The sequence below is a fragment of the Streptomyces sp. B1I3 genome, assembly GCF_030816615.1.
In the GTDB taxonomy this organism is placed as follows: domain Bacteria; phylum Actinomycetota; class Actinomycetes; order Streptomycetales; family Streptomycetaceae; genus Streptomyces.
In genome coordinates this window covers 1,380,519-1,403,134 of record NZ_JAUSYD010000001.1, presented here as the reverse complement: position 1 = coordinate 1,403,134, position 22,616 = coordinate 1,380,519, and the positions used below count along the sequence as shown (strand labels likewise).

Annotated in this window: 23 protein-coding genes and 1 pseudogene; 7 read left to right on the top strand and 17 right to left on the bottom strand. The window is 71.4% G+C overall.

What is annotated here, in order from left to right:
- Positions 1–291 precede the first annotated feature (291 nt).
- Entirely contained in the window at positions 292–1,059 is a 768-nt protein-coding gene (locus tag QFZ58_RS06615) for an MBL fold metallo-hydrolase (protein ID WP_307123971.1), read from the top strand.
- Between the two features lie 36 nt (positions 1,060–1,095).
- Here QFZ58_RS06615 and QFZ58_RS06610 read toward each other — a convergent pair whose 3' ends face one another.
- The 7 genes from QFZ58_RS06610 to QFZ58_RS06580 form a co-directional block, all read right to left on the bottom strand.
- Positions 1,096–2,637: an ABC transporter substrate-binding protein gene (locus tag QFZ58_RS06610; RefSeq protein ID WP_307123970.1), complete on the bottom strand. Its 1,542-nt coding sequence runs from the start codon at positions 2,635–2,637 to the stop codon at positions 1,096–1,098.
- Positions 2,628–4,652, bottom strand: coding sequence for an ATP-binding protein (locus QFZ58_RS06605; protein WP_307123969.1), 2,025 nt, complete (start codon positions 4,650–4,652; stop codon positions 2,628–2,630). Before QFZ58_RS06605 ends, QFZ58_RS06610 begins: the two co-directional genes overlap by 10 nt.
- A gap of 162 nt (positions 4,653–4,814) precedes the next feature.
- Positions 4,815–5,615 (bottom strand): N-formylglutamate amidohydrolase, encoded by an 801-nt coding sequence (locus QFZ58_RS06600; RefSeq protein WP_307123968.1) that lies wholly within the window; start codon positions 5,613–5,615, stop codon positions 4,815–4,817.
- 390 nt (positions 5,616–6,005) lie between these two features.
- A complete protein-coding gene (locus tag QFZ58_RS06595; protein WP_307123967.1) occupies positions 6,006–6,635 on the bottom strand; it encodes a class F sortase in 630 nt (209 codons plus the stop codon).
- An 80-nt stretch (positions 6,636–6,715) separates the two neighbouring features.
- A complete protein-coding gene (locus tag QFZ58_RS06590) occupies positions 6,716–7,108 on the bottom strand; it encodes a hypothetical protein (RefSeq protein ID WP_307123966.1) in 393 nt (130 codons plus the stop codon).
- A 115-nt stretch (positions 7,109–7,223) separates the two neighbouring features.
- The gene (locus tag QFZ58_RS06585) at positions 7,224–9,206 is read right to left on the bottom strand and encodes a sensor histidine kinase (protein WP_373428525.1); all 1,983 of its coding nucleotides are present in this window, start codon (positions 9,204–9,206) and stop codon (positions 7,224–7,226) included.
- Between the two features lie 76 nt (positions 9,207–9,282).
- Positions 9,283–10,008 carry a response regulator transcription factor gene (locus QFZ58_RS06580; protein ID WP_307123964.1) on the bottom strand — a complete coding sequence of 242 codons (726 nt, stop codon included), beginning with the start codon at positions 10,006–10,008 and terminating at the stop codon, positions 9,283–9,285.
- A gap of 322 nt (positions 10,009–10,330) precedes the next feature.
- Between QFZ58_RS06580 and QFZ58_RS06575 the strand changes: the two genes are divergently transcribed.
- Positions 10,331–10,864 (top strand): DUF1772 domain-containing protein, encoded by a 534-nt coding sequence (locus tag QFZ58_RS06575; protein WP_307123963.1) that lies wholly within the window; start codon positions 10,331–10,333, stop codon positions 10,862–10,864.
- A gap of 31 nt (positions 10,865–10,895) precedes the next feature.
- On the opposite strand, the gene QFZ58_RS06570 is transcribed toward QFZ58_RS06575, so the two are convergent.
- Together QFZ58_RS06570 and QFZ58_RS06565 are read right to left on the bottom strand one after the other, a co-directional pair.
- Positions 10,896–11,408 carry a GtrA family protein gene (locus QFZ58_RS06570; protein WP_307123962.1) on the bottom strand — a complete coding sequence of 171 codons (513 nt, stop codon included), beginning with the start codon at positions 11,406–11,408 and terminating at the stop codon, positions 10,896–10,898.
- 370 nt (positions 11,409–11,778) lie between these two features.
- The gene (locus QFZ58_RS06565) at positions 11,779–11,973 is read right to left on the bottom strand and encodes a hypothetical protein (protein WP_307123961.1); all 195 of its coding nucleotides are present in this window, start codon (positions 11,971–11,973) and stop codon (positions 11,779–11,781) included.
- Positions 11,974–12,217: 244 nt separating this feature from the next.
- Between QFZ58_RS06565 and QFZ58_RS06560 the strand changes: the two genes are divergently transcribed.
- Positions 12,218–13,777, top strand: a complete 1,560-nt coding sequence (locus tag QFZ58_RS06560) for a hypothetical protein (protein WP_307123960.1) — start codon at positions 12,218–12,220, stop codon at positions 13,775–13,777.
- A gap of 111 nt (positions 13,778–13,888) precedes the next feature.
- Here QFZ58_RS06560 and QFZ58_RS06555 read toward each other — a convergent pair whose 3' ends face one another.
- The 5 genes from QFZ58_RS06555 to QFZ58_RS06535 all read right to left on the bottom strand — a co-directional run bounded on the left by QFZ58_RS06555 (position 13,889) and on the right by QFZ58_RS06535 (position 18,384).
- On the bottom strand, positions 13,889–14,374 hold the full coding sequence (locus QFZ58_RS06555; protein WP_307128786.1) for a YbaK/EbsC family protein: 486 nt from the start codon (positions 14,372–14,374) through the stop codon (positions 13,889–13,891).
- 738 nt (positions 14,375–15,112) lie between these two features.
- Positions 15,113–15,754: a YceI family protein gene (locus tag QFZ58_RS06550; RefSeq protein WP_307123959.1), complete on the bottom strand. Its 642-nt coding sequence runs from the start codon at positions 15,752–15,754 to the stop codon at positions 15,113–15,115.
- Positions 15,755–15,995: 241 nt separating this feature from the next.
- Entirely contained in the window at positions 15,996–16,886 is an 891-nt protein-coding gene (locus tag QFZ58_RS06545; protein WP_307123958.1) for a septum formation family protein, read from the bottom strand.
- A gap of 220 nt (positions 16,887–17,106) precedes the next feature.
- Positions 17,107–17,847, bottom strand: coding sequence for a class I SAM-dependent methyltransferase (locus QFZ58_RS06540; RefSeq protein ID WP_307123957.1), 741 nt, complete (start codon positions 17,845–17,847; stop codon positions 17,107–17,109).
- 132 nt (positions 17,848–17,979) lie between these two features.
- Positions 17,980–18,384 (bottom strand): hypothetical protein, encoded by a 405-nt coding sequence (locus QFZ58_RS06535; protein ID WP_373428524.1) that lies wholly within the window; start codon positions 18,382–18,384, stop codon positions 17,980–17,982.
- 265 nt (positions 18,385–18,649) lie between these two features.
- Between QFZ58_RS06535 and QFZ58_RS06530 the strand changes: the two genes are divergently transcribed.
- Positions 18,650–19,333: a DUF899 family protein gene (locus tag QFZ58_RS06530; protein WP_307123956.1), complete on the top strand. Its 684-nt coding sequence runs from the start codon at positions 18,650–18,652 to the stop codon at positions 19,331–19,333.
- Positions 19,334–19,561: 228 nt separating this feature from the next.
- Here the strand turns inward: QFZ58_RS06530 and QFZ58_RS06525 are convergent, their stop codons facing one another.
- From QFZ58_RS06525 to QFZ58_RS06515, 3 genes are all read right to left on the bottom strand, one after another.
- The gene (locus QFZ58_RS06525) at positions 19,562–20,029 is read right to left on the bottom strand and encodes an ATP-binding protein (protein ID WP_307123955.1); all 468 of its coding nucleotides are present in this window, start codon (positions 20,027–20,029) and stop codon (positions 19,562–19,564) included.
- Positions 20,030–20,251: 222 nt separating this feature from the next.
- Positions 20,252–20,662, bottom strand: a complete 411-nt coding sequence (locus QFZ58_RS06520; RefSeq protein WP_307123954.1) for a VOC family protein — start codon at positions 20,660–20,662, stop codon at positions 20,252–20,254.
- Positions 20,663–20,747: 85 nt separating this feature from the next.
- Positions 20,748–21,140, bottom strand: a complete 393-nt coding sequence (locus QFZ58_RS06515) for a helix-turn-helix domain-containing protein (protein WP_307123953.1) — start codon at positions 21,138–21,140, stop codon at positions 20,748–20,750.
- 147 nt (positions 21,141–21,287) lie between these two features.
- Between QFZ58_RS06515 and QFZ58_RS06510 the strand changes: the two genes are divergently transcribed.
- The 3 genes and pseudogenes from QFZ58_RS06510 to QFZ58_RS34435 form a co-directional block, all read left to right on the top strand.
- Positions 21,288–21,668, top strand: coding sequence for a hypothetical protein (locus tag QFZ58_RS06510; protein ID WP_307123952.1), 381 nt, complete (start codon positions 21,288–21,290; stop codon positions 21,666–21,668).
- A gap of 108 nt (positions 21,669–21,776) precedes the next feature.
- Positions 21,777–22,076 (top strand): hypothetical protein, encoded by a 300-nt coding sequence (locus QFZ58_RS06505; protein WP_307123951.1) that lies wholly within the window; start codon positions 21,777–21,779, stop codon positions 22,074–22,076.
- A 140-nt stretch (positions 22,077–22,216) separates the two neighbouring features.
- Positions 22,217–22,549 (top strand): annotated as a pseudogene (locus QFZ58_RS34435) (transposase); the annotation flags it as partial.
- Positions 22,550–22,616 lie beyond the last annotated feature (67 nt).

The window sequence follows — 22,616 nt, the reverse complement described above, 5'->3', positions numbered from 1 at the left end:
GCGAAGGTGATGTCCGGCCGGCCCCCCCGCCGGACATCATCCCCGGCCCCCTCGCCCCCTCTCCGCGCCCGGCGCGAAGCGTGACGGCCCGGACCTCCGGGCCGTAATGACCCCGACCCCGGCGACACAGAGCGACGCACCACCCGCCGACACCCGGAGGGCTCACCGTGAGGCATGGGGACGCACCGTGGAACGGTGGGCCCGCCAGGCGCGCAGCCGGTGCTCCACCGCGCCCCTCGGCGACTGTCACCGGCAGCCGGCGCCCTACGGGACAGCTCATAGACTTCCCGTGTGACCGACGACCTTCTTCTCACCGTTCTGGGGTCTGCCACGCCGTATGCGAGCGTGGACAACCCGTGTTCCGGATACCTGGTGTCGCACCGTGGTACCCGGGTGTGGGTGGACGCGGGAAGCGGGACGCTGGCCCAGCTGCAACGGCACACGCGAATCGATGAGTTGGACGCCATCTGGATCTCGCATCTGCACGCCGACCACAGCGCCGACCTGCTCACCGCCTACTACGCCGCCCTCTTCGCGGACGTGGAGCTCGCCGCGCCGATCCCTCTGTACGGCCCGCCGGGCATCGCCGGCCGGCTGGCCCACTTCCTCACCAACACCTCGGCCCGCAGCCCGGTCGAAGAGGCCTTCGAGGTACATGAACTCCACGACGGGCATCAAGCGCACGCCGGCGCGCTCACCCTGATCAGCAGGGCGGTGGCGCACGGCATTCCCGCCTTCGCGCTGCGCGTCGAGACCTCGGACAGGTCGTTGGTCTACTCGGGAGACACAGCGCCGTGCGCCAACCTCACAAGCCTCGCCGAGCGGTGTGACCTCCTGTTGTGCGAGGCCGAGAGCGCGCAGGTGCGGGCCGAGGGTGAACGAGTGCACCACACACCCGAGGACGCCGGTGACACCGCCGAGGCGGCCCGGGCAGGCCGGTTGGTCGTGACGCACGTCGGCCGCTCCCTCACCCCGGGGGACGCGGTGGCGCGTGCCTCCGCCCGCTTCGACGGGCCCGTCGACCACGCATCACCCGGCGCTGTCTTCCGGGTCGTCTGAGGCGCTGTCGGCCTAGCCGGCCCGGCTCGGCCTGCCCTACGGCCGCAGCACCTCCCGGAACGTGTACACGCCCGAGGGCTCCATGCGTACCAGCGCCATCGGCTTGCCGTCCGGATTGCCGTCGGAGGCGAAGGAGATCGGGCCGCTGAGGCCCGACACCGCCGACCTGCCGCTGAGCTGGAGCAGCATCTGCAGGGTGGCGCCCGTGTTGACCTGACCCTTGCCGTCCGGACCCGCCGCGTTGCGTACCGCGATGCCCAGGGTCCAGACCGCGTCGTGTCCCATGATCACCTGACCGTCCTGGAGCACCTGCATGGTGCCGTCGGCCGCGCCGCCGAACTCGGTGCGGTAGAGGGAGAGGAAGTCCGGCAGCGGGTTGTTCGCCTCGGCGTACAGCTCCCCGGCGAGCGCCGGGTGGGCGAGCGAGGTGTAGAGCACGGTCACCTTGCTGTCGGTCCACTCCGTACGGAACTTCTCGCGCCGGGACTCGCTCTCCAGGGAGCCGTAATAGGCGCCGACCGCGTCGTCGCCCGTGACCAGGGTGACCGGGCAGCGCCGGTCGGGTGCCGACATGGAGTAGATGAAATTGCGGATGTCGACGCCCCGGCCCGCGAAGAACACCGCGTCGGGCTCCAGGTCGCACACCTTGTCGGCGACGGACGAGAAGGCGTTGGAGACACCGTCCACACCGGAGAGGAACTCCAGGGGCGCCCCCTCCGTCCTCAGGCCCCGGCTCACCGCGGCCTCCTGGAAGGCGCTCGACATGGACGTGTTGTAGATGTCGTCCTCGTTGCGGTCACGTATGACGGCGACCTTGTAACCGGGGTTCTTCCGCTGCTGCGCCCTGAGGTAGTTGGCCGCTCCCCGCGCCTGGTCGCGGTTGGGCGCCGAGGTGCGGAAGAAGCCGGGGTCCGCGGCGTCGGAGAGGCTGTCGGCGGTGACCGTCGCGCCCATCATCGGGATACCCGCGTCACGCAGGGCGTCGACCGCGGCCCGGGTGCCGCCGCGGCTCTGCCCGAACCCGGCCACGGCGACGAGGTGGTTGCCGTCATGGGACATCGCGACGAGGTCGTCGGTGAGCGTCCGCCACTGTTCGGAGCGGAGCCCGAGGTTACCGACGAGCAGACGTATCTGCGGCAGGTCCCCGCGCCCCGCGCCGAGGTCCGGGTCGTTGAGCTCGCGCTGTGCGAGGTACGCGCCCATGAGTTCGCCGCGCAGCCCGTACTTGGCCTCCTCCTCGCCCTTGACGGTGGTCAGCGGCTCGACGTACGCGATCGACACGTACTCCTTGCCCGACTTCTCGACGCGCACGTTCTCCGCCTCGATCTTGCCCATGACCTCCTTGAGCGACGGGTCGAAGGCGAACGACCCGTCCGTCACGCCGATGCACTCCGCCCGGGTCCCCTGTTTCGAGATGCCCGGCGCGCACTCCACCTTGTCGTGCTGCCAGGCCTGGTACGCCTCCGTGCCACCCCACACCGCACCGGCCAGGACGACCGCGCCCACGGCGATCCACGGAGCCTTGCGCCGGGGCGGGCGCGGGGGGACGAACGCGTCGTCGTCGGGGGCTACCACCACGGCTTCCTTTCGTACCGCTGGGCCATACGCAACAGCACATGGCGGTCGTGTTCGTTGCCGATGGGCCGGCGGAGCGTCAGGAACTCCTCGACGATGTCGGGGTACAGCTCCGCGTACGGATCGCCCAGCGGGTCCCCGTACGGCTGGGCAGCACCGTCGGGCCGGGGGTGCGGTGTGATCCAGCCGGCCGCCAGCAGACGCGTGATGGCACGCCGTGCGGCATCGCCCTCCGCGACGCCGACGAGGCGTTCGTACCGGTCCCGGGCCGGTTTGGGCAGGGCCCCGTCCCACCGGCACGGGGCACGCTGAAGCCATGCGAGGTCGGCGCACCACCCGTCGGCGCCCGTCTCGTCGAAACGGTCCCGCAGGTAGTCGACCGCCGCGGACAGGTCCCCCAGCGCCAGGTCGTGGTACGCGACGGCCCGCAGGTCACCGCGGGCGACGGCCGCCGCACGCAGCGCCCGGTGCGCGCCGGTCCACGTACCGGGGTCGTCGCCGGCCCCACGTGCCCCGTCGAGGCGGCGCAGCAGCAGGAAGCGGGTCAGGCGGTGGAGTGCGGGGAGCCCTTCGTCGGGATCGGGCACGGTGCGCAGTTCGTCCGCGGAGTAGCTGACGAACTCCCGGAGCACGGGCTCCTGCCCCTCCCAGAGCGCGTCGCACGTCTCCGCCCGGCCGAGGGTCACCCCGGCTGCGGTCCGAGGCATCAGCCGGGCCAACTGGGCCGAGCAGTCCCTCAGCAGCAGTTCGAGCAGGCCGGACCCGGCTGACAGGGCGGGCACCGGCTGCACGCTGCCGTCGAGCGGGGCGAGGCACCGGTGCACGCGTTCGTCCCAGGGCAGGTCGGCCGGCATGCGCCGCAAGGTGTCGAGGACCGCGGCCGTGCCCGCCGGGTGGCCGCGGGTGAGCTCGTACACGAGCCAGCCGAGCCACTGCACGGCGTTGTCGGTGCGCGGCAGGACGGAGCCGGCAGGCAGCGTGTCGAGTGCGGCGCCGGCCTGCGCCTCGACCTCGCGGCGGCTGAGGTCGCGCAACTGCCCACCCGCCAGCGCGCCCGCGGTCAGCGGCCGGAAGTCGGCCGGCCGGGGCCAGCTCTCGCGGTAGTCGGGGCGGTGCCCGCTGCCGGTCTCCGCGCGGACGAGTGGCTCCGGGCGCCTGCGTGCCGTGGCGACGACCAGGAGGGGGTCGGGGCGGCCCGAGCGCTCCCGCGAGTCGAGCAGGAGGGCGAGGAAGGATTCACCGACGGCGGAGTCGGCGTTGTCCAGGAGCGCCAGGCAGTGCGTCGTACGCAGCCGGTCGGCGCGGCCGGTGGCGTAGGCGCCGCGCAGGTCGGCCAGGAAGGAGTCCAGCAGGACGCGTTCGGCCTCGGCACGCTGGGCCGGGTAGCCGTGGTACAGCCGGTTGACGCCGACCAGGAAGTCGGCCGTCGCGCCCCGGCCCGGACCGGCGGCGGACGTCTCGGCGAAGCGGCGGCGCAGCCGCATGCCGAGCCGGAGGCGCATCCCGCCCTGGACGAGCGGCATGACGACGGAACTCCAGCCGGGCAGGCCGAGCCCGGCGAGCTGGGCGATTCCGTCGACGATCCCCTGCAGCTCCTCGTAGGAGTGTTCCCGCGCACGCCCCGCGCGCAGGGCCTCCGCCATGTCGCGGACGGCGCGTTCGCGGTCGCGCGCGTCCACGGCGGTACCGACCGCGGCCAGCAGCGCGCCGAGCGCGGGGAAGCCCAGCTGCGGGATGCCGTCGTGGTGTGCGCTGAGCTGGAACGCGAGCTCGATGAGTACGTCGATGGGCGTCCCGCCCCGCTCGCTGACCGGCTCCAGGTCGATGCTCGCCAGCGGCACGCGCCGGCCCCACTGGCGCAGATGCGCGGTGAGTGCCGTCTTCCCGCTGCCGCGCGGACCCAGCAGCACCAGAGCGGGCAGCGGACGCAGCGGCCCCTGCTGCCTGCTCAGGCTCGCGGCCACGTGCCGGCGCACGGCGACGTCACGCTCCGATCCGCCCGCTCTGCCGTCGGCCATCCAGCTCCCCCCGCCGACCGGACGACGCCCCCGAGGGACGCCGGAACTCCCGTGCGACACAAGGGTATTCGTATCCGTCGCCCGCCGAACGCATGCCCGCCCTGGGCGCCCCCCATGCGCCTCGGGTGCGCCCCCTCGTGCTCCGGTGCGTACCCGAAGGCCTCAAACGGCCTGCAGGCCGTCGACCAGCTCGGCCAGCGCGGATGCCAGTGCGGTGAGGCCCGGGCCGGCCGGGCCGCCAGGCTCCGTCATGTACAGGTCGCGGCGGATCTCGATCATCAGCGCGGAGACCCGGGGGTCGGTCCCGTAGTGCTTCAACGGGACGTAGGTGCCCGGGAAGGGGCTGTCGAGCGCCGTCCCGCCGAATCCGGCGAACGCCGCCTGCGCCCCGGCCAGGAGGCCGGCGGGGGTGTGGAAGCCGTCTGTGCCCAGGCAGATCGGAGGACGGGGACCCGTGCCGTGCAGTTCGTAGGGGAGTGCGGTGGTGGGGTACGAGTGGACGTCGATGACGACCGCGCGCCCCGTGGCGGCCAGCCGCTCGTCGACCGCCGCGGTCATGGCCCGCGCGTACGGGTGGAAGTAGCGTTCGAGCAGCGGCTGCGGGTCCGACCCGGGCGCGCGGAGCCGGGCGCGGTGCGTGGTGTGCGTGTAGACCGCGCCCATGCCGACGGCCAGCATCTCCTCCCGCTCGTCGGGAAACCGCTCGGGGTCCACGACCAGCCGCGACAGGCCGTTGACGAACCGCCAGGGGGCCGTTCCGCACGCCTGGGCGGCCACGGCCGCCAGCTCCGCGGTGTGGGAGTCCGTGATGTGGTCGAGCTCCGCGGCGAGCGACGGGTCGTCGAGCACGACGCCGCCGCGCACCTCCTCGGGGACCACTCGGGACGAGTGGGGCACGTGCAGGAGCACCGGCGAGCCGGCAGCTCCGGGGACGAGCTGGAACGGTGCGGGGCCAGGATGCAACGGTCGGTCCTCCGGGTGTGGTTCAGGGGGCCGTGCCCGGCGGCTCTCCTCGGCGGGTGACCCGCTCAGGCCGGGACGAACGTGACGTAGCGTATCCACCCGGGGTTTCCCGCACGTGGGCACGGTGTTGATCGTCGTGCGCCCGTCCTCATGCGTGGTGGAGCACCGAGGAGTTCGTGGGAGGAAATCCGCTTCCTCGCCGGTCAGCTGTCCACGGCGCACACCCCCGCCGGGTCGCCCCCGGCCCGGAGGCCCGAGATGAGCAGCGCCCGCGTGGTGAACTCCGCCGTGGCGACCGCACTCAGCCGAGGACCGGTCCCGGACCGCCGGCGTGGCACCCGGGGCGTTCCCCGCACCGGCCGGGCGGGTACCGGGCGCCGGCCGCACCGGTCAGCGGGCCGACGCGTACACGATGAGGTTGTCTACGGGGTGCCCGTCGGCGTCGAACGCGCCGTCGCACGTGACGAGCCGGAGCACGCGCTCGCCGGTGGCTCCGTAGACCTTCTCGGTGGGGAAGGCGTTCTTCCTCACGGTCTCGGTGCCCGTGACCGCGAAGCGGGCCCGTCCCCCGTCCCCGTCGCGGACGATGATCTCCGCACCCCGGGCGATCTCCTTCAGATGGTGGAAGACGGCCCTGCCGTACCGGGTGTCGTTGTGGCCGATGAGGACAGCGGCACCCGGCTCTCCCGGAACGGCCCCGCCGGTGTACCAGCCGGCGGTCATCCCCTTCTCCGCAGGCGGCACCTCCACCGTTCCGTCCCTGTTCAGGCCCAGCCGCATCAGCGGACCGGACACCCCGATGGAGGGGATGGACACCTCGACGGGAGCCGCCGCGTCCGTGACCTGGGCCGTCGCTGCAGGGCTGTCGGGCTGGGCGGGGCGCCCGGCGGCGGTGGACGGTGACGTGGTGGCGGGCCGCGCCGCGCCGGACGACGAACAACCGGTGAGCGGCGAAAGGGCGACCAGGGCGGCGACCGCCGGCAGAAGGGCCTTACGGATGACGTGCGTGGTACGGGACATGGAGGCTCCGTGCGTCGGACGGGCGGGGGAAACGGCGGGTGGCGCCGCCCCGCACGCGGGGCGACGCCACCCGTGGCGGATCAGCCGTTACGGTGCGCGGCGGACCGGCGGCGCAGCACGAACGTGGCCACGCCGGCCAGCAGGACGGCGCCCGCGGCCGGTCCGTAGAGCGTGGTGGCGGCGTCCGTGCCCACGACCGGGCGCTCACCGGCGGCGACGCCGCCGCGCGGCAGGGCGGGCGTGCGGTCCGCCTCCGCCCGCGCGGGTGCGGGGGCCGTCGACGGCTCGGCGGCCTGGGGGGCCTCCGTCGGCTCGGTGCCCTCGGGCACGGGCGAGGGCGTGGCCGTACGGTCGGCCGCGGTGGCGGCCGGCTTGGGCGAGTCGGACGCTACCGCCGAGGCTGCGGGTGCGAGCACCGCGCCCGCGGCGACGAGGCCGAGAAGGGCGGTGCGCAGGGTTGAACGGGACGACATGGACGACTCCGAATCCGCCCGGCGTCGTTGGTGCCCGCCGCGCCGTTGCGCGGCGGGCGCCGGGCATGCCGACAGCCTGGACCGGAGTTGTGAGGAAGCTGTCAGAACGCTGTGTTCATCGCATCAGGGCATCAGGGCCTGCCGCCGGCAGCCGCAGCGTGAACACCGACCCCTCACCCACCGTGCTGACCACCCCGGCCGTTCCGCCGTGCGCCTCGGCGAGCTTGCGGACGATCGCCAGGCCCAGCCCACTCCCGCCGGTGCGGCGGCTGCGGGACTTCTCGGCCCGCCAGAACCGGTCGAAGACGTACGGAAGGTTGTCGGGCGCAATTCCGGAACCGGTGTCGGCCACCTCCACCCCCACCGCCTCGCCGGACTCGTCGGCGTACGCGCGCAGGGTCACACGGCCGCCCGCAGGGGTGTGGCGCACCGCGTTGGAGACCAGGTTCCCCACGGCCTGCCGCAGCCGTACGGGATCGGCGGTGAGCGTGGGTGCGGGCAGACCCGCGGCGACCGTCAGGCTCACCCCGGCCGCATCGGCCTGCGCCTGGTGGGCCGCGGCGACATGGGTGAGCAACTCGCCGATCCGTACCGGTTCCGGGTGCAGACGCAGCACTCCCGCGTCCGCCGCCGACAGGTCCTGCAGGTCGTCGATGATGTGCTGCAGCTGGACCGCCTCCTCCAGGAGGGAGGAGACGAACGCCGCGTCGGGGGCGGCGACGCCGTCCTGCGCACCCTCCAGCCAGCCCCGGATGTTGCTCAGCGGGGTCCTCAGCTCATGGGCGACGTCACTGACCATCACCTTGCGCTGCTGCTCCAGCCGTGCGCGGTGTGCGGACATGTCGTTGAAGGCCCTGGCGAGCCGTCCGATCTCGTTGTCCGACGCGACCACGACCGGTTCGGACCCGGCGGCCAAGCCGTCCCGCATGCGCTGGGCTGCGCCTGTCAGCGCGCGCAGCGGCCGCACGAGCCGGATCCCGGCGAAGACCGACGCGCCGACGGTCAGGGCCAGGACGAGCGCCGCGACACCGGCGATCTTCGCCGTGTTGGCGGGGGAGAGGTCGAGACCGGGGACCGATGTGCCGGCCGGGCCGCTGATGAACAACAGTGCGGGCGAGGCGACGTAGGAGCCGAGTTGTTCACGCCGCGCGCTGCCGACGCACGAGTCGACGGCCCGCTCGTCGGCACTGTCGCGGACCCTCGGAGCCGCCGAGGGCACCGGCACCGGCATCGAAGTCGGCCGGGGCATCGCGGTCACCGGGTCCGCCGCCTCCTGGGGAACCGGTACCGCGGTGCCCGCCTCGCGGTCCGTACCCCACGCCAGGTCCAGACCGAGGCGTACGGGCTCGCGTCCCTGCCGGTCCAGGCACGCGTCGACGAGGGCGTTCAGAGCGGTGAGCGCCTTCTCCTCCGTGCCGGTCGGGCTGTCGAGGGCATCGGTCGCGCACCGGGTGCCCAGCATGCGCTCGGGGTCGTTCCCCACGAGCTGGATGCGGGGGCGCCCGCTCGGACCGTCGACGACGTCAGAGGCGATCCCGTTCTCGTTGAGACACCGCGTGGTCTCCTCGGCGGTGCGCCGCAACGAACGCCGTTCCGCCGCGGGCAGGCGGAACGGCCCCACGGCGCGAGGATCGACACGGTCGTTCCTGGAGGTGAACGCCCCGCCGGGGCCGGACATGGAGACGGCCACCGGCGTCCCGGCCGTCGGGGCCGCATCCACGGAGAGGGGGTCCACCACCGCCGACGCCTGTGGCGGCAGAGCCGGTGGCAGCGGGGAGGGGGAGGCGGAATCGGCGAGGATCTCCCGGCCCTGCGTGGTCAGCGTGATCCTGCGGTCCGAGGCGTCGGCCAGCTCGCGGACGGTCGCCCCGACTCCGTCCCAGGTCGGATGCCGCGCCGCGTAACCGAGCAGGGTGTCGTGGATCCGGGCACCGGCGGTCAGGTTCTCACCCTGTTCCTGTTCGATCGCGCCGGACGTGGTCTGCACGGCCAGCCAGGCGGTCGCGGCGACCGAACAGGAGGCCACCAGCGCCGATACGGCCAGCATCCGGCCCAGCAGACTCCTGCGGAGCGGAAGCCGGCGACCGTCCGCCTCCATCCCCTTGCCGCGCCGCCGTGGACCGTCCGCCTCTGCGCTCGCACCGCGCCGCCGTGGACCGTCCGGCCCTGCGCTCCTACCGCGCCGACGCATGCGAGGGCCCCTTTCGAGGGTCCGTCAGCTTGTACCCGACCCCGAAGACGGTGAGCAGCCGGACCGGCCGCCGGGGCGCGGGCTCGATCTTCTTGCGCAGATTCATGATGTGGACGTCGACGGTACGGCTGCTGATGTACCGGCCGAATCCGTGCAGTTCAGCGAGCAGCTGCTCCCGGGTGAAGACCCGGTCGGGCTCGGCGGCCAGCGCGGCGAGGAGCCGGAACTCCCCCGGGGTGCATTCGACGTGCACGCCGTCGACGGACACCTCGTGCCGTACGGGGTCGACGGCGAGCGCCCCCACCCGCAACGCCCCGTCGTCGCGCACCGGATCCGCACCCCGCCGACTGCGCCGCAGCAGGGTGCGGACGCGTGCCATCAGCTCGCGCGGACTGTACGGCTTCGTCATGTAGTCGTCCGCGCCCAGGTCGAGACCGAGCAGCAGGTCGTCCTCCGTGGACCGGGCGGTCAGCATGAGCACCGCCAGCTCGCGTTCCTCGGCACGAAGCACGCGCACCACGTCCAGTCCGTCGGCCCGCGGCATCATCACGTCGAGGATGAGCAGGTCAGGCGACTCCTGCCGGACTTGTTCGAGGGCGGCGAGGCCGTCGCCGACCACGGTCACCGCATACCCCTCGCGTTCGAGGTAACGGCGTACGAGCTCGGCCTGTTTCGCGTCGTCTTCCGCGACCACCACATGTGCGCACACGCGGTGATCGTAGAGGAGTCCTGTTTCGGCTCGTCGCCACGCTCATCCCCATGCGAACAGGCCGACCGTCTCCGGGAAGTCGGCGAGCGCCTCGGCGCACCGCTTCCCGCCACGAGCGACATCGACCTGTCACCACTCACCTAGGCCACGAGGACGCCACCGCCGGCATCGTCCTGAGGAAAAGCGGCTGCGAGCCGAAGGCGCCGAGATTACGATGCCGCTGCGTGAAGAGCCCTGAGGTGAACGCCTCTTCAGGTCACCGACCACCACGGCGTCATCGTCCAGTCCGCCGAACGGATCACCCGCCGGAATCGGAGCGTGCGTGAAGACACTGCACACCGCATCACTGCTCCTGGCCACCCTGTGCACCGGCCTGATGGCCGGACTGTTCACCGCATTCGCCTACGCGGTCATGCCCGGCCTGGCACGCACGGACGACCACGGCTTCGTACAGGCCATGCACCACATCAACCGGTCGATCATCAACGGCTGGTTCATGACGCCGTTCCTCCTGCCCCTGCCCCTGCTGGTGCTCGCCGCGGTCCTGTCCGCACGTGGTGAGAGGCCGGGGGCCCTGACCTGGACCATCGCCGCGCTGGTGCTGTACCTCGCCGCTTTCCTCGTCACGGGCGCACAGAACGTGCCCCTCAACGACGCACTCGACAAGGTGCCGCTCGACGCCTCCTCCGACCGGCTCCACGCGGCCCGAGTCGCCTTCGAGGCCCGGTGGGTCAGGTGGAACACGGTCCGCGCCCTCCTGCACACCGCGTCCTTCGGCTGTCTCCTCTGGGCTCTGCTCTCCCACGACAGCCACAGTGGCGAAGCGGCTGCCGAACAGCTGCGCAGGACGAGGTGAACCGGGGCGCACGAGCGGGACATCAGGCGGTTCAGGCTGCCATGGCGAGACGGCCGGGGGCGGCGATGCCGTCGACCGCTCCCGCCTCGGCCGCGGCCGCCGTCAGGGTTATCGGCCTGGCGAAGACGACGACCCGCAGCAGCGCGAACCGGCCGACTCCGGCGAGCGCCGAGGCCGAGAGGTAGACGCTCTGCTCGACCAGAGCCGACGGTGCGGACTGCACGGAGTGCAGCACGAGGAGGGCCCCTGTCGTGAACGCGTAACTGACGGCCACCGTCAGCCCGGACTGCAGGTGCACGCCCCAGCCCCGGCGCTCGCTCCGGAACGATATCCGGCTGTGCAGCTCGGTCGCCACCACGGTGGACACCACGGTGATCAGGGCATTGGCGACCATCATCGGCATCGACCCGCTGAGCAGCACGAGCACCCCACTGCTGGCCAGCCCCACGCCGCCGCCGCAGACGACGAAGCGCACGAACGCCGCGACGAGCGAGTGGGCCGTGGGTGCCGGCCGGTCGTGGGATCGCTGTGCAGGGGCGGTCACGGGGGAGCCTCCGGAGGTGTCTGGAACGGTGCTTCGATTCCACCCCACAATCTAGGAACCGCACATCATCCACACGACCCTGCCAGTCCCCGACTTCGGTGGGGGGTATCCCCCAGGGGGCCCTGGGTGATACCCCCCACGACGCTCTCGGGACGACGGACCGTGCCGGGCTCGCCCATACAAGCCGGGGACGCGGGAGGTGGAGTCCGAACCGGGTGGACGAAGACGGGTTGCACGGGACCGGGCCACCACCCGGACCTCATGGGCCCGGAAACACCGCCCCGTCCCCGGCCTTCAGGGACGGACGGGCGGCGGACCGGGTGGTGCATGCCGGGGTGCCCGGCCCTCGACGTCCTCGTGCGAGCGGCACTCACGGCAGCAGGGGGCGTCCTTCCCGCGCCGCCGTGAAGTGCTCCGGTCTGAGCGCGTCCTCGCCGTACTTCTCGGTGAACGCTCTGACGCGGCCGAGCGCGGACGAGGGGTCCGGCGGATCGTCGCTCACCGTGACGCCGAGGACGATCTCGGCGAAGGCGATACCTACCTGCTGCGGGTCGTTGACGTCCATGCGTGCACTGTAGGACGGGGGTCTGACAGTCAGGCGTTTCGCCCGGTGCGGATGCCGTGACCCACGCCCGCCCCTGTCGTTGACCTGGCGTCCACCCACTGTGCGTCAATGCCGGCGCACGGGCGGAGCGAGGGGGCAGGTAGTGCGAACCGGCGACAGGGTGCACGGCGCTCACGACGCCAACGGGCGTCACCGGGAAGCCGGTTCGGAGGCATGCGGGCGACGGGGCCCGGGCCCGACAGCCGTGAACGCCCGCCGTTCCCGGTGGGCCACCCGGCCGCTGCCGTGGCTGACGGCCGTCGCCGTGGTCTTCCTCGCCCTCCAACTGGCTCTCGTCGCACCGGGGTCCGGCCTGGCCTGGGACGAGACGGTCTACGTCAGCCAGGTCGGTGGCAACGCTCCCCCCGCGTTCTTCAGCGCACCACGCGCCCGGGGTATCTCCTACCTGGTCGCCCCAGCGGCGGCACTCACCGGTTCCACCACACTGCTGCGGATCTACCTCGCCGTGCTGTCCGCCCTCGCACTGGTCGTCGTCCTGCGGATCTGGCGCACGGTGCTGCCCGTGCCCGTACTCGCCTGCGCCGGCGCGCTGTTCGCGGGCTTGTGGCCGACCCTCTTCTACGGCCCGGCTGCGATGCCGAACCTCTGGTGCGCCTTCGGAGCCCTGGCCGCCACCGGCTGGGTCGTACGAGCCGCGCGCGGCCCTGCCGGATGGGTGGAGCCGGCCGGTGCCGGGGCGGCGGTCGCCATGGTCGCCCTGATGCGCCCTGCCGACGGCTTCTGGCTGGCAATGCCGTTGGCCCTCGTGATGCTGCTGCCCGGCCGGCGCCGGCCGGGCATGTGCGCGGCGATCGCCGCCGGGCTCGTGGCGGGCTGCGCGCCCTGGACGGCCGAGGCGTACGCCCACTACGGGGGCCTGAGCGCCCGGCTCCACAGGGCCGGAGAGATCCAAGGCGGGCTCGGATGGAACATCGCCGTGGACGACCACCTGCGTGCCCTGGCGGGGCGGACGCTGTGCCGACCCTGCGACATCCCGTGGGAGAGCCCGGCCACGGCGGTGTGGTGGGCGCTGCTGCCCGTGGTCCCGGTCGCCGGAATCCTCGCCGCCCGCCGGGCGAACCGCGGCTTCGCCGTTCTGCCGGCCGCGGCGACGGGGGCGTCGATGGCGGTGCCCTACCTGTTCCTGGTCGAGTACGCCGCGCCGCGCTTCCTGCTGCCCGCCTATGCGCTGCTGGCCGTGGCGGCGGCCGAGGGTGTGGTCCACCTGTTCACGCGGCTGTGGCACGCCCGGCGGCCGGCAGGCGTCGTCGCACTCGCGCTGGTCCTGGCGAGCCACCTCACCGTGCAGCTCTCCGTCCTCAGCCATGTGATCCGCACGAGCCGTGCCACGACGGCCGACTTCGCCGCGGTCGCCGGCGCGCTGAACCGGCAGGGGGTGCGTCCGCCGTGTGTGGTCAGCGGGGACCAGGCCGTCCCGATCGCGTACTACGCCGGTTGCTCCTCGCGTCAGACCGGTGGCCATGACGCGAGTACGTCCCCCGAAGCTCTCCGCGACGCTGCGCGCGAGGTCCCGACGGTCGTCCTCGTGTCCGGCGGTGCCGAGCCGCCCGGCTTCGTCGCCGGCCGGCGTTTCATCCGTCTGCCGCACACCCGCGGGGGAGGGGAGTTCCGCGGTTACCTGCTGTCGGGCCCTGGGCGCCCGGCGGCCGACGTGCGTGCGGGCCCCGACCACCCGGCAGCCGACGTGCGTGCATACCCAGGGCTGCGGGCGGCCGACGTGCATGCGGGTCCCGGGCTGCCATAGCCTGCGCAGCCCGTTCGGCCATCGGGCCATGGGTGGCGCGGCTTCCGCTCCTGATCCGCCGCCCCACGCGGCCGGCACGCGGCCGGCACGCTCCCGGCTCGCGCCTGATCGTCACCGCGCGTCCGCGGAGCCCCCGGTGGCGATCGGCTCGATCCGCGCGCCGGTGCGGCGCAGATGCGCGTGGTAGTCCTCGGTGTTCAGTGCCAGGGAGCGATCCAGCCGTGCGGCGTTGAAGAACATCTCCTCGTGCTTCAACACCCCCGGGTCGACGATGAGTTCGAGGTCCGGGTGGAAGCTGAACGGAAGAATCGTGCCGCTGACGCTGCCCGACAACTCCTCGGCCCGTTCCGCCGACGCGAAGGAGACGTAAGAGCCGTCCGCGAGGGCCTTCAGGCCGGCCAGGTCGACCCTGGCGTCGCCGGGGACGACCGCGAGGAAGTACCGCTTGGTGCGCTTGCCGGTCTTGACCATGACGACGAGGCACTTCGCCCCCTGCGCCACCGGCTGGCCCCGGAGCCTGCACACCTCCTCGGTGCGACCTTCCGGCTCGTGATCGATGACGCGGTACCGGGCGCCGTGTCCATCGAGCAGCGACATGAGCCGCTGATACGCACTGTCGGGCGCTCCCTCGGGCTGCTGGGGGAACGCGATGGGCTGCTGCTGGGGCACGGTGGCGTCCTTCGTGGAGAGAGGGGAGGGGCAGTCACCCTGCCCCGGACAGTGTCAGGGGGCGTTCACGGTGGTCACCCTGCGCCGGAGAGCGACAGGGAGAGGGCGTTCACGGTGGTCACCCGCGCCGGGAAGCGGCAGGGGAGGGGGCGTTCAAGCAGTCACACTGTCCTGAGCAGCGGTTCCAGGATCAGAAGTACGAGCATGGCGAGAGCTGTCAGTGCCCAGCCCAGCGGACCCGTCCTGCGCCGCCCCAGCCGACGTCCCTGCACGTGTTCCGGTCCGGCAGACGGCGCCACGGCCGGACTGCCTTGCTGATTCCCCACCACGGCTGCGCTCTCCTCGATGTTTCCGAGCCCGGCCCGGCCCGGGCCCTGACCGGGACCAGTCTCCCAGGATGCCGGCTCCGACCGCCAGGTCGGTCTGTTGCCCGCCCGTGCCCACCGCCGCCCGAACTCCCGGTGCACGACGTCACGTCGGACCGGCGCGGGGTCACCGGATCACCGACTCCTCTGTGGCCCGCGTCCCTCGCCACACGGGCATCCTGCTCCTCACCCGGGCCCTGTGCCGGTGGAACGCATACGCGGTCAATGACGACCTGCCAGGTCACCCGTCGGGGATGGCGCGTACGCCGGTGGGTGTTCCGGGTTCTACCTCAACGCTTCGTCAGCCGGTGAAGGGCGTACGGATGGCCGCGATGTCGAACTGCAGGCGGAGCTTCTCACTCACCATGGCCCCGCCCTCGGCCAGCCTGGCGTTGTAGGTCAGGCCCCAGTCGGAGCGGTTGATGGTGGTGGTGCCGTCGAAGCCGACGCGCTCGTAGCCGAACGGGTCGGTGACATAACCGATGTAGGTGAGCTCCAGGATCACGGGGCGGGTGACGCCCCTGATGGTGAGGTCGCCGGTCATGCGGTAGACGTCCTTGCCGACGAGTTCCACACCGGTGCTCGTGAAGACCATCTGCGGATACCGGGCGGCGTCCAGGAAATCACGGCCGACCAGGTGCGCGTCGCGCTGCTCCACCCCTGTGTCGACGCTGGCGGTGGACAGCCTGATCTCGGCCGTAGAAAGGGCCGGGTCGCGCCCGTCGAAGTAGAGGCGGCTGTCGTACTCCAGGAAGCAGCCGCGCACCGTCGTCACCATCGCGTGCCGCACGGAGAACCCGATCCTGCTGTGCGCAGGGTCGATCATCCACTCCCCCGTGAGAGCCCTCAGGTCCGGATCCGGCAGGACAGCAGTGCCGGTGGCCGCCGGAGCGGCAGACAGTTCCGTCCGCCGGGGTGAGGAGTTGCGGCTGAAGAAGTTCATGCTGCATGTAGTTACCGTCGCGTAAGAAGCGCTCGCAAGAGTTGAGCAGGAAACCCGACCATGCGGGGGCGAACCTTCACAAGCTGGTGGGTCGGGTGAGGGTGGTGGTCACGGAGAGTGGGAAGCGGAAGGAGTGCGAGTGTCACGCGGGCGGCCCGCTCGACCGCCTCCTGATGGTCACGCTGCCGTACGGGGCGCGATCAGTCGCGGACCTGGCTCCCGTACGGCGGCGTGGAGGAGATCAGCCGGCCCAGACGTCGGCTTCGTCGGCAGGGACGGTCGTGGCCAGGGCCAGTTCCTTGCGGGCGGCGACCGTCTTGTTGGGGTCGATGCCGGTGAACGCCATGTCGTAGGCGATGTAGAAGGTGTCCGTGTCACCGGCGGAAGCGGCCTTCTTCCACCCGCCCGCCGCCTTCTCCAGCTGCTTACGGAGCTTGACGGTCTCCGGCTGCTGGAAGCCGTTCAGCGTGGCGAGGTGGGCGTCGAGAGCTGCGGCAACGGCCTCGGCCTGCTTCTTGTAGCCAGGGAGGTCGTCCTCGACCTGACCCTCGGGCTGGTTCGTCCAGAAGGCGTCGTAGACGGCGTTGGAACCCTTCAGGTACGCGGTCTGGTCGGCGCTCAGGGGCGCGCTCTTCAAGGAGCCGGAGATCGTGCCCGCATCCTTGGTGTACGCGCAGCTCACGCCGCGATCACCCGTCGCCCAGCTCTCCTTGGTCGGGTGGTAGTAGAAGACGGAGACTCCCTTGGGCAGAGCCCAGGTGTCCGGGGCGAACTTCTGCGCCTCGACGGGGCAGCGCTCGTCGGCGATCACCGAAATGGCGTCGTCCCCCGGGAAAGTCTTCTCGTCGATCGAGAACTCGCCGACCACCTGGCCCTGGTGCGCTTCTTCACAGGGCACGATCTCGATGGCGGCTTCCTCCTGTCCGGCCTGATCGGTCGGCGCGCTGTTCGGGTTGTAGCAGTCACCGGTCGCGAGCGAGAAGACCGAGCGCTGACGAGCCACCTTCTTGGCCCCGTCCTTGGCCCCGTCGACGACGTCGGCGACACCGGAACATCCCGTCGTACCGACCACGAGCAAGGCGACGAGAACAGATATACGGCCCAGGGAACGGGGCGTGACACCGATAGACATGACGTGTGCATCCTCAAACGGAGATCTTACGAGCGAATGTGCGCATCGTATGGCACCGGTGTGACAGCCCGGTGCACAGGCGTTCCCGGCTGCCATGGAGGGCAGCTCACCTGCCCCACCTGCCGACACCCACCCCATGGCAGCCCTACGACACCACCTGACAAAGCCCTACCAGGCCTGCTCGGCGAGGGGATGCCTTCACGTCTCGGCGCGGCGGAACTTACGGCTTGTGGGTCACCCAGAGCAGTTCCGCCGGCCAGCGGCGTGCCCAGTCGGGTGGGTCGGTTTCGTTGTAGCCGTTGGGTGTTCCGAGTTCGGGCCGCGGCTCGATGAGGTCGTCGATGACGAGACCTGCGCCGCGCAGGACCTTGACCCAGTCGCCGTAGGTGAGTTGGTAGCTGGTCGCGCCGTCGTCTTCGGCGATGGTGTTCAGCCCGAAGTAGTCCTGCTGCAGCGTCGTGGTCACGCGGCCGGCGGCTTCGTCGTAGCAAACTTCGAACCATGGGCTGGCGACGTTGAACACCAGGCGCCCGCCTCGGCCCAAGACGCGTGCGGCCTGCGGGACGGCCAGGTGCGGGGGCGCCCAGCTGAGCCCGCCGAAGTCGCAGAACACCAGGTCGAAGCTGTTGGCGGCGAAGGGGAGTTGTTCGGCGGCGCCTTGCACCAACGCGTAGCGGGCCGCACCCATCGCGCGGGCCGCTGCGGCGAGTTGGGCTTCGGACAGGTCGAGACCGACCACGGTGGCGCCCTCGGCGGCGAGCGCCCCGGACCACTGGCCGGCGCCGCAGCCGAGTTCGAGGACGCGTTTGCCGGTGACGTCGCCCAGGGCGTGCAGGTGCGCGTCGGGGATGGAGTACATGCCCCACAGCCGGGGTGTGGCGCCGATGTGCGGGTCGTGCTTGTGCTGGTAGGCGCTGCTGATCCGGTTCCAGAGCCGCCGGTTGGCGGGGATGCTGTCCACGTGCCGACTCCAGCACTGCCTGCCGGGGGCGGTCAACACGATTGGGGCACTGGCCGGCCCTCGCCCGGTCCGGCCCTGGCTCGGCCCATGAGTCGCCGGACGAGCCCTAGGGGCGGCGTCCCCACGCGGAGATCATCGGGGCGGTGGCCAGGTCGAGTCGTCCGGTGGCGACGTTCGCCAGATGGCGGTCGATCTCCTCGTCCGTGGCGATCGGAAGCTGCCGGGCGGCGGCGGGTCGGCCGCGACGTCGTGGGTCAGCACCTCGATCACGCCCCCGGCCACGCCCCGGGTCCAGGACACGTCGATGTCGGTGGCGATCACCCTGCCCTCCGGGGCGACTCGCTCGGCCAGCCCGAGGGGCACCGAGGGGCCGCCGGCGCCGACCTCCCAGCACCGCATGCCCGGACCGATCCCCAGCCGGTCGACGTGCCGGAACGTCACCGGGTCGAACAACTCGGAGAGGGCACTGAAGCGGACCCCCGCCTCCGACTGTCTGTTGTCCAGCAGGTAGCCGCGGTCGGTGTCGTGCTCAGCCATAGGGCGATCCCGGCAGACGGGGGCAGGGCGGGCGGGCTCGCCCAGCCGCCGCCCCGGTGATCTCGGCGTGGTATTCCCAGGAGCACGCGCCCAGCCCTGGAGCCTCATACGCGGCCGACCCGATCCGGGATCCGCACACCGACCGGCCGGCTCGAGTCCGACTGTCGGCGAGTCCGGAGCGGCCGTAACGTTGATGGTCAGATCCGGTACGCGGGTGCGGAAGCCGGACCGGGCACCGGGAGGACAGCCACCCCAGGAGGACGATATGTCGGGGTACACCAGGCCGGCCGGGCAATCAGCTGACTACCTCGCCGCGCGCGAAGACCTGCGCCTCGCCGAGATCGACCTCATGCGCCACCGTGAGAAGGTCGCCGCCCAGCGGCGGGCGCTGCCGCAGGGGCCGCCTGTCGACGACTACGTCTTTCTCGAGGGTCCTGCCGACCTCGACGCCGGCGACTCACCGGTCCGCGAGGTCGCACTGAGTGAGCTGTTCACCGCCCCCGGCCGCCCGCTGATCGTCTACCACCTCATGTACGGCAAGCTGCAGACCGAGCCCTGCCCGATGTGCACCCTGTGGACCGACGGCTACGACGGCATCGCCCCACACATCGCCCGCAACGCCGACTTCGTCATCGCCGCCGCCGCCGACCCGCCCGACCTGCGGCGACATGCCCGAAACCGCGGCTGGCACCGGCTGAGGCTGCTGAGCTGCGGTGACAGCACGTTCAAGTACGACCTGGGAAGCGAGGACGAGGACGGTGCACAGGACTCCACGGTCTCCGTCTTCACCCGCGACGACGACGGCACGGTCCGCCACTTCTACTCCACGCACCCGCGTATGGCCGACGACATCGACCAGCGCGGCATCGATCTGTTGACCCCGGTGTGGCACCTTCTCGACCTGACCCCGCAGGGCCGCGACGACTGGTATCCGAGCCTCGACTACTGATCGGCCCTTTGGGCGGTCGCTGTGTGGTTCCCGTGCCCTTCCCCACCGGTCGCGAGACTCTCCAGTTGCTCGTCGCGGTGATCGCTGCGTTCGCCACCGTCTCCGCAGGGCCGCATGAAGAGGGGCTCTTCCATCCGGGCCCCCTGCCCCCCGCCCCGCCTGGGCCGGAGTGCCGTGTGCTTCACAGGAGCACGCTGTCGACCCGATGGGCACAGCACGGATCACGGATCACGGGGAGACCTCAAGGACCGCCCACACCGTCTTGCCGGGGCCGTCCGGGCACGGGTACCAGCCCCATCGGTCGGCGAGGGCGGCGACCAGGAGCAGGCCGCGGCCACCGTCCTGAAGCGCTGTGGCTGCTACGGGTAGGGCGGGGAGGCGTTCGCCTCGGGTGTCGGTGACCTCGATACGGATCGCCGATCCTTCGGCCGTGAGCCGGAGGCGGAAGTCCCGGCCGGACACGTGGCCGTGCCGCACCGCGTTCGCACTCAACTCGGCGACGGTCAGCGTCAGTGCGTGGTGTGCGTCGCTTCCGTACGGGACGCCCCAGGCATCGAGGCGTTCGCCGGCCAGCCGGCGGGCGAGGCGGGCGCCGCGCGGGGTGGAGCTGAAGCGCATCGTGAAGTGGTGCCAGGGGAAACGGGCGCGGGCGGCGCGGACAGGGCGCACGGGCAGGAGTGGCTGCTTGCTGGTCATGCCCTCGACGTTGGGCGTTGTGGCTGACTGCCACCAGGTGTGACGCGCTGTCGCGGTGTGGCTGTACGTGGTGGGGCGGGGCCTGTACGCAGGGAGGGCAGGTGCTGGCGGACTGCCGGGGGCGGAGGCGACCGGCGGCGGGTGGCGGGGGGCGGACGCGACCGGCGCCGGTGGCGTGACCGCCACGCGACCCGGACGCTCCCGACCCCCGCCCTCCGCTTCTCAGCCCTTCAGCTGGGTGAAGCGGAGGTTGTTGCCGAAGGGGTCCCGCAGCCCGCAGTCGATCCCGTACGGGCGCTCCGTCGGCTCATCGGTGAACTCCACGCCCCGGGCCAGCAGCGTCTCGTACGTCTTGCGGCAGTCGTCCGTGGTGAGGATGAGTGCGCTGCCCAGCGCACCCTTCGTCAGCAGCTCGCGGACCTGCTCGGCCGTCTCCTCGGACATCGCCGGAGGGCCCGGCTTCTCCAGCAGGACCTGGCGGTCGGGATGGCCGGGGACGCTGACCGTGAGCCAGCGCATGAAGCCCATGTCGACGTCGGCGTTGACCTCCATGCCGAGCTTGCCGACGTAGAAGTCGAGGGCCTCGTCCTGGTCGAGGACGAAGATCTGTGAGTGCGTGATTGCGTTGAACATGTTCTTCACGCTAGTCGGCGGGCCCGGCGAAAACTTATCCGAAACTGCTCAGCCGGCCGGCGGGGTGGACGGCCCGCACCTGCGTTCAGGCGTTCGGCCTCGTCCACGCCTTCGTGAAGCATGTGGGTACGTTCACGGCCGCCGCCTCCTTGCGGTACGTCCTCGGTGACCGGCCGACGATGTCGCTGAACGTGCGGCTGAAGGTGCCGGTGCTGCCGAAGCCGACCTCGTAACAGATGTCCGTGATGCTGTGGTCGCTCTCGCGCAGCAGGAACATCGCACGCTCGACACGGCGGCGCTGCAGGTAGCGGTGCGGCGTCTCTCCGAAGGTGGCCCTGAAGGTACGGGCGAAGTGTGCCGGTGACACATGGGCGATCCTGGCCAGTGCCGGCACATCCAGCGGCTGCGCGTACGCACGGTCCATCGCGTCCCGTGCCCGGAGCATGCGGCGGTTCGTCTCTTCCACGGTGCGGCTCACGGCACCATCCCATCACAGGGCTCCGCCCCCCCGACGGCGCCGACTCGGCCGCCGAAGGGCAGGGCAGCCGCACGGGCCCGGCGGACCGGGAGCCGGCCGGGAGCGATGCCCGACGGCTCTGTCGTACCTACTCAGTACGCTCCGGGCATGAGTGTTTCTCTCTACTACTGCGCGAGCCGGGCGACGCCACCGACGGATACCGAGGCGGCGGCTGTCGAACGCATCGTCGCCGCCCGTATGGCGTCCTTCCCCTATGAGGACCAGGAGAGTCTGTACCTGTACGACAACGACGCCAGCCGACCGGACGAGATCGTGGCCGGGTCCACCAAGCTGCCGCTCGATTCCGGCCGGGTACTGCCGGTGCTCGCCCATGTGCTGGACTCGGTGACGGAGTTGCGCCGAGCCCTGCCAGGAGCGGAGTGGCGCGTGCACATGGATGACCTCGACGTCCCGTGGGACGAGACCGATGGCTACGCCTTCCCCGGTATGCGCGACGCGGACCTAACAGCCGAGCTGGACGGCCTCTGAAGTGCCTGCGGTTGTCTCGACGGCTGCGCTCCTGAGCCCCGGGAGTCAGGCCGTTTCGATTGGGCCAAGAGGGGGTTCGGCGCCTGTTTCTGGTCGCAGTCTGGGGTGATGCAGTCATGGACCCCATCCGTCGAGAACGGCCTGCGGCATCTGCTCAATGAGTGGGATCCGATCGGCGTGGCCGACGACGTGCAGGACGAGTACGACTGCATGCTCGCCCCCTTGCTTCAGCAGCTCCGTGTAGGCGCCGACCAGACGGGGATCGGTGAGTTTCTACGGCACGAGCTGGAAGATCACTTCGGACTCGATACTCTCGGCACTCTCGGCCTGCGTCCTGAAACGATGGCCGCCCGAGTGATTGTCTGGTGGACCGCTGCCGGCAAGGCCGACCGCACCGGCAGCGCATAGCCGCTCCCTCTCGACCGTCTCTTGTCTAGGCGTGCCGTTGACTGACGCGCAGTGGGCGGGGACCAAGCCGATACTTCCAGATCGGACGCACTACGGAGACGGACCCCAGCTCGAGTGGGTGCTAGCACAGGTCTCGGTGGGCCTACACGTCCCGAAGGAACCGGCGCTACGTGCGACGAAGCGGCATCCGGCACACCATCCCTGCCACGTCTCGACCAGCGGAGACACCGCAATAACCGATGTTCGTAAGGCCCACCGGTTTCGACAGCGAGCGCTACAAGAAACGCAACATCGTCGAGCGCACCATAAACCGTCTCAAAGGCTTCCGCGCCGTCGCCACCCGCTACGAGAAGCGCGCCTACATCTACCTCGGCACCGTCGCCTTTGCGGCCCTCATGATCTGGCTCACGGCCCCCGAGGCCGCCCCCGATGAGTGCACGCTCCGATTTCGACGCTCGAAGCTCGGCGCCTGAGCCCCGAGTTCCGAGCGCCGAGTCCCGGGCGCCGGACCACTCCTTCGATGGAACGGGGTGGGAAGGT